The organism is Prevotella sp. 20925_1_30 (assembly GCF_041433025.1).
Lineage (GTDB): Bacteria > Bacteroidota > Bacteroidia > Bacteroidales > Bacteroidaceae > Prevotella > Prevotella vespertina.
In genome coordinates, this window is the sequence record NZ_JAPWAR010000009.1 from 1 (window position 1) to 12,127 (window position 12,127).

The window sequence follows — 12,127 nt, forward strand, 5'->3', positions numbered from 1 at the left end:
GTTTAGAGCAAAATAAGAACGAAATAACAGCTATTTTAATCAATGAAGTAATGAGAAAAAATCAAGTAAAGAAGAGTTATTCTGCACCAGAGTGTATGATAATTCAGGTAAGCGAAACCACTTATTTGATGGACACGTCCTTTCCGACTACCCAGCATAAGAAGGCTCACAAGGCTGCTGGTCCATCAGCTCCTGCCAAAGAGTCAGGCTTATGGAATGATGAAGACTTAGAAGATGAGAGCGCATCTTCATGGGAAGACTAACAGAGAGTTATTAACAAAGAGAACAAAGAAAATGAAGAAAACAATGAAACAACATTTATTCACATCACAACTAAAGTCCTTGGCACTTGTATTCGGCATAGCCTTGGCTTTTGCATCCTGTGCTAACGAGGATGTAGCACAGAACCCAACGAACCCCAATGAGGATAACGATAAGAACCTAACCACTTTCGTAGCAGGTGATGAGGCAAAGACCCGCACATCATTGGATTATAACACTAGCGATTTCTCTTGGGAGGCAGGTGACTATATCTACGTAAAGGATGATAATAATGTATTGCGGAAGAGTAGTAATGCTCCAACCAGCAAAGTAGCATCTTTTAAGTATAAAGTGCCAGGCAAGTTTACTGCAAGTAGTAGTTATAAGGTTTATTACTTGGGTAAGAACAGTAGCGGCAGCTCTGTAAGTATCTCCACCGCCCAGAGCCAGACAGCTCCAGACAACACCGAGCATTTCGGCACAGCAGGCGACTATGGTACTGCTACCGCTACAAAGGTGACAGGTAAAAATCAGTTTGCATTCGAGTTAGAGCACCAGCCAGCTTACTTAGTTTTCCAGCCTTACATAAGCAACACTGTCCTACATGACTGCTACTTAACAAAGGTGGAGGTAAGCTCCGACAACGATATTGCTGAGACCTACACCGTCAATACAACTACAGGTGCTTTAGATGCTTCAGCAGTTACAGGTGGTGATAAAATTGTCTTAACCACAACTGGCAGCGGCAGCTATAGCAACGGTTTCCCACTGACCAACAACGCAGCCAGCGTAACTACTAACGGTGCATACATGGTGATTAAGCCAGGAACTCATACCTTAAGAGTGCGTTACTGGGTAAAAGATTTAGTAACACAAGTAGAAGGTACTATCACTAAGTTGCTTCCTTCAACTGCTTACGCTTCAAATACTTACTACGACATGACTGCTAACCTTAACGTAAAGGATTACGACGGAACAAAGTACTACATGTGGGATGCACAGCAGAATTATTGGGCAGGTCACGAATGGAATAGCGCCAGCCCATGGCAGCCAACGCTTACGACACAGCCAGCCAATTCAAATTACGCTCAGAACAACACTGATTTACGTTACTACCACGAGGGCAGCGGTGCGTTTCAGGCTACCCAGACATGCGCCACTCTCCCCAACGCTAACGAGATGTCTTGGTACTGCATGTATGGTGATCCTCGTTGGGATGGAGATGAATTATGGACTACTATGGGTCATTTATATAAAGGTGGTATGTGGTTTAAGAAGAAGTCAGTATTACAAGTCGAGCATCATTACGACACCGAGAAATCTGCCGACGGTACAACCGACCTGCGTACAACATGGAAGAGCTACAACAACAACAATAGTAGTATCAACTCCGGTCTCCCTTCCGTAGCCGATGCAGGCAACTACTTCTACCTGCCCGCCTTGGGTTACTACGGCGCTGGTCAGCTGACCAGCGTTGGCAGCTACGGCTGGTGTTGGTCGTCGAGTGCTACCCCGTGGCGCAGCGACTACGCGTACAGCCTGGACTTCCTCAGTGGTCGCGTCCGCGTGCACTACAGCAGCCGCGCCTTCGGGTTCTGGGTAGAGGCGTTTCAGTAGTCCTCGCGATTGTTCGTAGACTATTTTGTACCCAACGAATGGGTAGAGTTATACCCAGCGAAGAAGTACGATCGTACCCAGCGAATGGGTAGGGGGCTACCCAACGGGCAGGGTACGATGCTACCCAGCAGCTGGGTACAAGGCTACCCAACCGCTGGGTATAAAATACATGAAAAAGACATCAAAATGATGTTGATATATTAATCTAATGTTTAATTAAAAACCAAATCAAAATGATTGAATTCAAAGTTGCGCCTCGTAAGGCGACAATGGGAAAAATGAAGGGTAAAACGGTGTATATCGCTGTACCGAAAGGTCAACAAAAGATCTCACCCGAAATGGTGTTGGAACGCATTGTTCGTGAAACCTCATTGACGGAAGGTGATGCTCGTAATGTGATTATTACGCTGCGTAACCTTATCTTGGACTGTGCACGCATGGGAACAGGCTTAGACCTCGGTGACATCTTCTCTTTGCGTGTGAACGTGCCTTCAAAGATGGAGGAAAACGAAAAGGACGTATGTGCTAAGAGTCTTAAAGCTCCGAGGTTGACATTGACTTGGAAGAGTCCGGTGCGCAAGGCGTTAAAGGAGTTGCAGGTGGATGTGGATAATCCTGCGAGGAGGAAAAGCCTCACCCCCGCCCCCTCTCCGAATGGAGAGGGGAGTGAAGAGAACCCAGGACCGCAGGTAGGATAAAAGCCTCCCCAAAAAGCCTCCCCAAAGTTCAAGAGGATGTGGCTATTTTGACACACCCTCTTTTTCGTTGATGAACTTATACGTGCAAAACAATCTAGGAAAAACTCCTAAGCTATTTGCGAAAAGCTCTTAAGCTTTTGTGAAAAAGCTCCTAAGCTTTTTGATAAATACTAGTAACCCTTCTGTAAAAAGTATAAAGCACTCAAGGGGAAGAATCTTCTTTTCTTCTTTCATTCTCTCAATCAAAGAAGATTTAGTAACTTTGCAGACATTAAAACGCAAGTTTATGGTTAAGAAGATTTTTAAAATAATACGTTGGGTATTTGCATTGGCTTTCATATCCTCCATATTGATGGTTGTTGCTTATCGATTCATTCCTGTTTATTTCACACCTCTGATGATTGGACGTTGCTTTGAACAAATAGGCAAGGGAGAATCGATAAAACTCTATCACCATTGGATATCTTTAGACGAAATGCCAAAGTCAATGCCTGTTGCTGTGATGGCTAGCGAAGATCAGCGTTTCTTGACACACCATGGTTTCGACTATCAAGCTATTGAGCAGGCGGCAGAAGAGCACCTTAAAAAGGGAAAGAAGTTACGGGGTGGCTCAACAATCTCACAACAAACAGCTAAGAATGTGTTCTTATGGCAAGGACGTTCGTGGTTAAGAAAGGGACTTGAAGTTTATTTCACTTTCTTGATAGAGACACTTTGGGGTAAACAACGTATTATGGAAGTTTACTTAAATTCTATTGAGATGGGTGATGGTATATATGGAGTACAGGCTTGCGCAGAACAGAACTTCGGTATGGAGGCAATGCAATTAAATCGTCGTGATTGTGCGTTGATAGCAGCAACGTTGCCTAATCCTCGTCGGTTCTCTTCAAAGAATCCTGGACCTTATATGCTGAAGCGAGTTAAGCAGATAGAGCATCAAATGACTTTCATCCCTGCTTTCCCTGAAGAACATTAGACTTTTAGGGGTGAAGGTTGTAATTGTTTATTCACTTAGAGTTACTTTATATCACATCATATAGTTATAAATGACAGATCAAGAGAGAGAGGAACAAATCCTTGCTACATTAAATACTAGTCAGCGCGAAGCCGTAGAATATTGCACTGGTCCTTCTTTAGTCATTGCAGGTGCTGGGTCGGGGAAGACAAGAGTTCTAACTTATAAGATTGCTTACCTACTGAGTAGAGGGCTGAAGCCTTGGAATATTCTTGCGCTAACTTTTACCAATAAGGCAGCAAGAGAAATGAAAGAACGTATAGCACAAGTCACATCTTTAAGGGATGCTCGACAGCTATATATGGGTACGTTCCACTCTATCTTTGCTCGAATCCTTCGAAGAGAAGGGGAGGTGATTGGTTTCAATGGTAACTTTACCATTTATGATGAAGCAGACTCCCGTTCATTACTAAAGAATATTATCAAAGCCTTGGATCTCAATGATAAGATTTATAAGCCAGCGACGGTACATAATGTGATATCCAATGCAAAGAATCATCTGATAACTGCCTCTGAATATGCAGAAGATCGTGCTGCAATAGAACGAGATAGAAGTGCAAAGATGCCAGCTATTAGTATGATTTACAAGGCGTATGAAGCGAGGTGTAGACAGGCTAATGCAATGGACTTTGATGATATCCTACTTTATACTTATATCCTCTTCCGAGATCATCAAGAAGTTAGGAATAGGTATGGAAAGCAGTTTGAATACATTTTAGTTGATGAGTACCAAGACACAAACTATGCTCAGGTGAGTATTATTAGTCAGTTGGCAGAGATACATAGACGTGTCTGTGTGGTTGGAGATGATTATCAGAGTATTTATTCCTTTCGTGGTGCAAATATTGATAATATCCTTGACTTTAAGAATAAGTTTGATGAGGCTAAGCTCTTTAAGTTAGAGCGTAATTATCGTTCAACTCAACTTATCGTACAAGCTGCTAATTCGCTGATGAAGCACAATGAACGCCAAATCCCCAAGAATGTCTATTCAAAGGAAGATGAAGGGGATAAGGTTTTGTACAAACCTTGTTACAGTGATCGTGAAGAGGCAATGGTAGTTGCAAAAGAGCTGAAGCGTATTAAGCACATGGATGATTGTGATTACAGCAACTTTGCCATCCTGTATCGTACAAATGCACAGAGCCGCGCCTTTGAGGATGAGTTTCGTAATCAAGGCATTCCTTATAAGATTATAGGTGGACTCTCTTTCTATCAACGCAAGGAAATTAAAGACATCATTGCTTATTTCCGATTAGTGACTAATCCTAATGACGAAGAAGCATTCAGGCGCATCATTAATTATCCAACACGTGGTATTGGAGATGCGACAGTAAAGAAGATTATTGATTGTGCACAAATGAATGGAGTTTCATTATGGGAAACCATCATGGACCCCGTTACTCATGGGCTGAATGTGAATAAAGGTACGATGACCAAGCTCTTTACCTTTAGAGCATTGATTAGCGAATTTATTAAGGATGTTGCACAAACAGATGCTTATATGCTCGGTTGTAAGATTATAGAAGAAAGCGGTATAAAGGCTGATTTGATGTTAGGGAGTGAGCCAGAAGACTTGGCACGTAGAGAGAACTTAGCAGAGTTCATGTCTGCTTTGCAAGGTTTTGTTGATACTAATCGTGAAGAGGGGAGAGAAGAGAATGTTTATTTGACGGATTACTTACAGGAGGTTGCACTCTATACTGATGCAGACAAAGAGGATGATAATGCGCCGAAAGTAACATTAATGACAATCCATGCGGCAAAGGGATTGGAGTTTCCAACTGTCTTTGTTGTAGGATTGGAAGAAAATATATTTCCTAGTCCAATGTCATCTGACTCAAAGAGAGGACTTGAGGAAGAACGTCGCCTTCTTTATGTTGCAATTACACGTGCAGAGCGTCATTGTATTTTGACAAATGCAAAGAATAGATTTCGCTTTGGAACGATGCAAATAGATTCTCCTAGTCGATTCTTGAGAGACATTGATGCTTCGTTACTTCATGTGGAGGATAGTGCTTCAGGGTTATTGGGAGAGAATCGTCGCAGATTACCTTGGGATGAAGATGCTAACGAGGGCTTTAGTAGTAATTGGAGAACTCGTTCGAATGATAACTTCCGTGAATACGAGCCTAATAAAGCCTATACGGGTAGTCGACCTTGGGGACAAGAGTATCATCAGTTAGGTTCTCGATATCAAAACTCTAATCCAGTCGCCAGTCAATTTAGAGCAGATCCTAAACCGAAGATAACAGAGCGCAAACGTCCTGAAGAAACTGTTGATCCATTGTCCGTACGTACTAAGCAGAGATTACTTGCTGAGGGCGGTAATTTTAAAAGGTTATCTTCTGCTATGACAAATGGTGGTCGTACAATGCCTTCTACAGGAAATAGCAATGCTACATCTCTAAGCGTTGGAGCAACAATAGAGCATCAGCGTTTTGGAGTAGGGGAGATAGTTAGTCTTGAAGGGACAGGCGAGAATGCCAAAGCCACAGTTGACTTTCGTAATGCTGGTAGAAAGCAACTACTTCTTAAATTTGCCAAGTTTAAGGTTATCTAATCGTGATAACTTATTGAGGTTAAACACCTCGGTATAGGACTGAGGTACCCTAAGTATAGGACCGAGGGTATCTCATAATAGAACTCAATTTTGTTTGAGGAATAACGAGTACCAAGAGTGTTTAACACTAATAAGTAAGGGTGTTAAACACTCTTCATCGTAAGTGTTTAACACCCTTTGTCAATAGTGTTTAATCTTTGCAAGCCACCTATTATCTAGTTCACCAGAGATGGTGGAGTTAGAACTAGAAGCTCTCTTCACTTTATCTCTTTAATCAAAGAGGTTTAACTTGTTTTCTCTAGCTTTTTCTAAAGAAAGGATCTTCTGTTGTTGTTCTTTATAATTAGCACGCAATTCTTCATAGCTCTTATTTAATTCCTCGCAAAATGCTGGGCATTCTGCCTCATTGAGCAAAGATGCTGCTATTGAAGGATTCACAGAAGCATCCTTTACCCAAACTACAGGAGCATCGTATAAAGGTGCTATCTTTAATGCAACATGTAACTTTGAAGTAGTAGCCCCACCCACCATGACGGGGATATGTAGACCTGCTTCTTTAAAAGCGATGACATCATTGACCATCTCATGCAAACTTGGAGTTATTAGTCCAGAAAGCCCTATCAAATCAACACATTCTTCCTTTGCTTTCTTTATAATCTTGTCAGCTGGAACCATCACGCCCATGTCAATCACTTCATAATTGTTACAAGCCATAACAACTCCAACTATGTTTTTGCCAATATCGTGAACATCACCCTTAACTGTTGCTAAAAGAACCTTACCAGCAGTAGCTTTCCCACCGACCTTCTCCTTCTCAATATAAGGTTGAAGAATAGCTACTGCATCCTTCATTGTTCGAGCAGTCTTAACTACTTGAGGGAGGAACATTTTACCTGCACCAAATAAATCTCCCACCTCATTCATGCCACGCATTAATGGTCCTTCAATAATGCTGACAGCATTAGGATACTTCTCTAATGCTTCGTGGATATCATCATTCAGATAATTTGAAATACCCTTGCGGAGAGCATATACTAATCTGTCTTCTAAAGAACCGTTACGCCATTCCTCTTGTTGGTTAGATTCCTTGCCATTTTGTTTAAGAATATCCTTTTGAGCTAGAATCTTGTTAGCAAGTTCTATTAGTTTCTCGTCTGCCCCTTCTTCTCTATCAAGTACAACGTCTTCGATAATCTTTAACTCATCTTGTGGAATGTCTGCATAGGTAATCTTTGTCGCAGGGTTTACAATTCCAAAGTCCATACCAACTTGAATGGCATGATATAAGAATACGGCGTGCATAGCCTCACGGATATAATTATTACCACGGAAACTAAATGATAGGTTGCTTACTCCTCCGCTGATGTGAGCACCAGGTAAGTTCTTCTTTATCCATTCTGTTGCACGAATAAATTCAACAGCATAATTATTATGCTCTTTCATTCCAGTGCAGATAGCGAGGATATTTGGATCAAAGATGATATCCTTTGCCTGTATTCCTACTTGCTCTGTAAGAATTTTATAAGCTCTACTCGCAATCTCTATGCGACGTTCAAAGCTAGTTGCCTGTCCTTCTTCATCGAAGCACATTACAACAACGGCAGCTCCATAACGCAAAACATCCTTCGCATGACGTATAAAGGTTTCTTCACCTTCTTTCAGAGAGATAGAATTTACGATAGATTTACCTTGTACACATTTTAATGCAGCAACAACAACATCCCAATCAGAGGAGTCGATCATTAATGGGACACGAGCAATCTCTGGTTCTGATGAAATCATGTTGACGAAATGAACCATCTCGTCTTTCGCTTCCAACAAACCATCATCCATATTAATATCGAGCACTAATGCACCATCATCAACCTGCTTGCGAGCTATTGTTAGAGCTTCCTCATAATTACGTTCTTTGATAAGTCGCAAGAACTTACGACTACCAGCAACATTACATCTTTCGCCGACATTGACAAAGGTTATCTCTGGAGTAAGTCGGAACTGCTCCAATCCTGATAGAATCATCTCTTTGGAGATAGGAGTAGGAATATGGGGCAACTTGTCTTTAACAATCTGTGTGTAGCCAGCAATGAATTCATCTGTAGTTCCACAACACCCTCCAATGATATTAACGAGTCCTTCGTCAACATAAGTTCGCATCTGTGGAACCATGACCTCAGCAGTCTCATCATATTCTCCCATTGAATTCGGTAAACCAGCATTGGGATAAATACTTATATAATAAGGTGCCTTAGATGCTAATTCTTTTATATAAGGGCGCATTTGTTCTGCTCCAAACGAACAATTTAAGCCAACAGAGAAGATAGGATAAGATGAGATAGAAGCAAGGAAAGCCTCAAGTGTTTGCCCACTTAATGTTCGACCAGATAAGTCTGTAATCGTAACTGAAAGCATAATAGGTAAATCAATGCCAACCTTTCTCATTTCTGATAACGAAGCATCAATGGCGACCTTAGCATTTAAGGTGTCAAAGATAGTTTCTATCAGAATAGCATCAATACCACCTTTTATCATTGCCTCAACTTGTTCGCTGTAAGCATTGAAGAGAGTATCGTATGTAAGGTCACGCTTAGCGGGATCACTAACATCTGGCGACATTGAACAAGTTTTATTCGTTGGGCCTATACTTCCAGCGACAAAGCGAGGCTTATTGGTTGTCGAATATTCATCAGCGCATTTACGTGCAAGTCTTGCTCCTTGCAAAGCAATATCATAAGAGAAATCCTCCATGTGATAATCAGCTTGTGATATGCGTTGAGCAGAGAAAGTGTTAGTTGAAATAATATCTGCTCCAGCCTTTAAATAACGACGATGAATATCCTCTATAATATCAGGGCGTGTAAGGTTCAACATATCATTGTTGCCCTGATAATTGAGCATTTGTAGGAGTTCAAGGTTACCACGGAAATCCATCTCCGTTAGTTTGTATCCTTGAATCATGGTACCCATAGCACCATCTAATATCAATATTCTTTCCTTTATGCTATCCCTTATCGTCATGAATTGTCTTTACTAATAATGTTTCTTTGCCCGATCCATTTCTCGTCGGTCTTCCTTTTCTTTCAATGTCTGTCGCTTATCGTATTCTTTCTTTCCCTTTGCTAAGGCAATATCAACCTTTGCACGTCCATTCTCATCAATGAATATCAGTGTTGGGATAATCGTGAAACCTGGTGTCTTTGACTCAGCCTCAAGATTACGTATTTCTTTCCGTGTTAGTAATAGTTTGCGAGGACGTTTAGCTTCATGGTTAGCATAAGATCCATAGAAATAAGGAGATATATTCATTCCCTGAACCCACATCTCACCTTTATTTATATAACAAAAGGAATCTACTAACGATGCTTTCCCTGCACGAATAGATTTAATCTCCGTTCCTGTCAGAACAATACCTGCAGTGAATGTGTCTACAAAGAAATATTCAAATGAAGCTTTCTTGTTTCTTATCTGGACTGGTGATTTCTTTCTTCTATCTTGTTGCTCTTTGTTCATTGCTCTAACTTTACAAAATTATCTATATGGTCATCAATATAAGCCGCTATCATCTCACACCAGTGCTCCTCATTAACAATAAATTCATCATCAAACTCATCGAACTCTGGCATTTGCTCATACAAAGCCATAAAATCATCATCAGAGACAACTTTCTCTATCTCTTCGTGATATTTATCATAGAACTTCTTTGTATGCTTAATATGTGTATAAAGCTCCCTAATTCCCCAATTACGCATAGCAACGGCAAATGGATTCTTAAAGATAAAGGCACCATAACCATTATATATTAATTGAATATATCCACCTTCCATTACTTCTCGATGTAGATAACTCCAACCTAACAACGTAATTTGGTCAACATTCAATTGATCCATATTATCTTGTGTCAATTGTCCGCCAATAGCTGTATTAATGGCATCAATAAATACTTGGATAAAACTATCCATACCTTCTTCTACGGCTTTACGAATATCGTTATCTTTTACTCTTACATCTATCATATCAAAGCATTTCTAATATTATGATATGCAAAGATAATATATTTTTCTTGATTACCTTCTATCGTGGAATTTATATTCCCTCGGGATATTTAAAAAAGAAAAGTCTGCTCAATTACCATGAGCAGACTTTATGATTTTATACTTGCGTATATAATTATTCCTCTACTGGAGAAAAGTCATCTTTACCTACGCCACAAAGTGGACATACCCAATCATCAGGAATATCCTCAAAAGCTGTTCCTGGTGCTATACCGCTATCTGGATCACCAACCTCAGGGTCATAGATATAACCGCAGGTCTCACATTCATACTTTTTCATAATGCTTATAATATTAAAATCTTTATTTATAAATTATCGAGCACAAAGATATAAGTTTTTTGCAATAATTACAAGATTATATAGTTAAAATTGTATATCTGTGCATTATTTCTTCCTGTATTCAGGTCTTAATTCTACCTTAGGTACTTTCAAAGTATCACCTGCTTCCATAGAATTGCAACCATTAAGCACTTGGAAATAGCCAATCATATCCGCACCTAAAGTCTTACGACTAATACTTGCCATCGTTTGTCCTTTCCGTAATACAATGACACGATCTACACCAATAATATTATAAGCACCATAACGAATGCGGGCATCATTATTCATTTCGGCATACGAATCGTCTCTTTTTTCTATTTTCTTTATTATAGTGGTATCTTTCTTATTATCTTCCTGAATGACTTTTACACCATTATCGACCTTTTTCTTTGGAGATTCCACTTGCTTTGTGGCAACTTCATTAGTAGATTTCGATAAATTAATACCGCCTGACTTTATCCATAGGAACACTCCTAAGCAAATAATAACAATAACAGCGATAACGGCTACCAATTTCAAGATGCCATTCTCTTTGTTATCGACATAACTTTCTATATCCGAATCTTGTGGCTCTTCTTTCGGAGTCTCTTTGATCTTTTTGACTTCAGTCTTTGGATGTTCAACTATAGTTTCTTCTTGACGGGGCTCATCTTTTTCTAATCTTTCTACCTTTGAATTAGGATTATTAGTTGGTTCTTCTACTATAGCTTCCTCTTTAGAATCTATTTTTTCCGCATTTGATGACTCTCCAACTTCTTCTTTCTTTTCATCCTTTGGATATTCCTCCTCTTCAACAACTTTAGGAATCTCTTTGAGTTGTTCCTCATTCTTTGTTATTGTTTCATCCTTTGGGGCAGACTCTTCTGGAGAAGATATTGTCTTTTCAGGTTCTTCTATTGTTTCTGATTTAACAGAATCTTCCACAATTTCCCTATCATTAGACTCTGTTGGAATCTTTTCCAGTTCTTTTGTATCTACGCCATCATTAATAACAACAGTTTCGAATTGTGAGAAAGGCTTATTTACCAATTCTTTCATTGCGGCATCGGGAGTGAAAGAAATCTTATCATGTCCTTCAATCAAGACACGTTCTCCTGTATTCACATTGACGCTCTCACGTGGTTTAACACGTTGAACCTTGAAAGTTCCTAGACTTTTAATCTTAACTTGATTACCCTTTTTGAGTTCTTCACTGATAATTGCAAAGAAACTATCAATGAATGCAGAGCTATCAGCAGCAGAGAGATTATATTGCTTAGCCAATGCACTAGCAATAATTTGTATAACAGTTCTAGCCATTCTCTGTTCCTCCCTTTCTTACTTGACCTTTGATTGTTGCTGCAGGCTTGAAGTTTAACACCAATTTAGGGGGTACTAACATTCGTAAGCCTGTTGAAGGATTTACCATTACACGCTCTAAACGCTTCTTTACCTCGAACGTTCCAAAGCCAGAAACAGGTACTGCATCGCCTGTTTCAAATGATTTTGCCATCTGATCAATAACAGCTTTTACCATTTTCTGACTCTCGTCTTGTGTATGCCCTGTCCTTGATGCTAGTTCTGCTATGAACTCTTTATTATTCATTCAATATATCTTTTTAG

12 protein-coding genes are annotated in these 12,127 nt (G+C 40.0%); 6 read left to right on the top strand and 6 right to left on the bottom strand.

Features of this window, described 5'->3' with window-relative positions; translation table 11 throughout:
- The 6 genes from O3603_RS05485 to O3603_RS05510 all read left to right on the top strand — a co-directional run.
- A partial coding sequence (locus O3603_RS05485; protein WP_371521355.1) for a hypothetical protein occupies positions 1–263 on the top strand: 263 nt, incomplete at its 5' end.
- A gap of 31 nt (positions 264–294) precedes the next feature.
- Positions 295–1,878 (top strand): hypothetical protein, encoded by a 1,584-nt coding sequence (locus tag O3603_RS05490; protein WP_371521357.1) that lies wholly within the window; start codon positions 295–297, stop codon positions 1,876–1,878.
- Between the two features lie 9 nt (positions 1,879–1,887).
- Entirely contained in the window at positions 1,888–2,082 is a 195-nt protein-coding gene (locus tag O3603_RS05495; RefSeq protein ID WP_371521359.1) for a hypothetical protein, read from the top strand.
- Between the two features lie 29 nt (positions 2,083–2,111).
- Positions 2,112–2,576: a DNA-binding protein gene (locus tag O3603_RS05500; protein WP_371521361.1), complete on the top strand. Its 465-nt coding sequence runs from the start codon at positions 2,112–2,114 to the stop codon at positions 2,574–2,576.
- Between the two features lie 286 nt (positions 2,577–2,862).
- Positions 2,863–3,552 (top strand): monofunctional biosynthetic peptidoglycan transglycosylase, encoded by a 690-nt coding sequence (gene mtgA / locus O3603_RS05505; RefSeq protein ID WP_288953462.1) that lies wholly within the window; start codon positions 2,863–2,865, stop codon positions 3,550–3,552.
- A 70-nt stretch (positions 3,553–3,622) separates the two neighbouring features.
- Positions 3,623–6,154 carry an ATP-dependent helicase gene (locus tag O3603_RS05510; protein ID WP_371521364.1) on the top strand — a complete coding sequence of 844 codons (2,532 nt, stop codon included), beginning with the start codon at positions 3,623–3,625 and terminating at the stop codon, positions 6,152–6,154.
- 270 nt (positions 6,155–6,424) lie between these two features.
- Here the strand turns inward: O3603_RS05510 and metH are convergent, their stop codons facing one another.
- From metH to O3603_RS05540, 6 genes are all read right to left on the bottom strand, one after another.
- Positions 6,425–9,169 carry a methionine synthase gene (gene metH / locus O3603_RS05515; protein ID WP_371521366.1) on the bottom strand — a complete coding sequence of 915 codons (2,745 nt, stop codon included), beginning with the start codon at positions 9,167–9,169 and terminating at the stop codon, positions 6,425–6,427.
- A 12-nt stretch (positions 9,170–9,181) separates the two neighbouring features.
- Positions 9,182–9,661 carry an SsrA-binding protein SmpB gene (smpB, locus tag O3603_RS05520; RefSeq protein ID WP_009434065.1) on the bottom strand — a complete coding sequence of 160 codons (480 nt, stop codon included), beginning with the start codon at positions 9,659–9,661 and terminating at the stop codon, positions 9,182–9,184.
- Positions 9,658–10,164, bottom strand: a complete 507-nt coding sequence (locus tag O3603_RS05525) for a DMP19 family protein (RefSeq protein ID WP_371521368.1) — start codon at positions 10,162–10,164, stop codon at positions 9,658–9,660. The genes smpB and O3603_RS05525 overlap by 4 nt, the downstream gene beginning before the upstream one ends.
- A gap of 154 nt (positions 10,165–10,318) precedes the next feature.
- Positions 10,319–10,483: a rubredoxin gene (gene rd / locus O3603_RS05530; protein ID WP_009434060.1), complete on the bottom strand. Its 165-nt coding sequence runs from the start codon at positions 10,481–10,483 to the stop codon at positions 10,319–10,321.
- 105 nt (positions 10,484–10,588) lie between these two features.
- Positions 10,589–11,824: an HU family DNA-binding protein gene (locus O3603_RS05535; RefSeq protein WP_009434081.1), complete on the bottom strand. Its 1,236-nt coding sequence runs from the start codon at positions 11,822–11,824 to the stop codon at positions 10,589–10,591.
- Positions 11,817–12,110: an HU family DNA-binding protein gene (locus tag O3603_RS05540; protein ID WP_004383583.1), complete on the bottom strand. Its 294-nt coding sequence runs from the start codon at positions 12,108–12,110 to the stop codon at positions 11,817–11,819. The genes O3603_RS05535 and O3603_RS05540 overlap by 8 nt, the downstream gene beginning before the upstream one ends.
- Positions 12,111–12,127 lie beyond the last annotated feature (17 nt).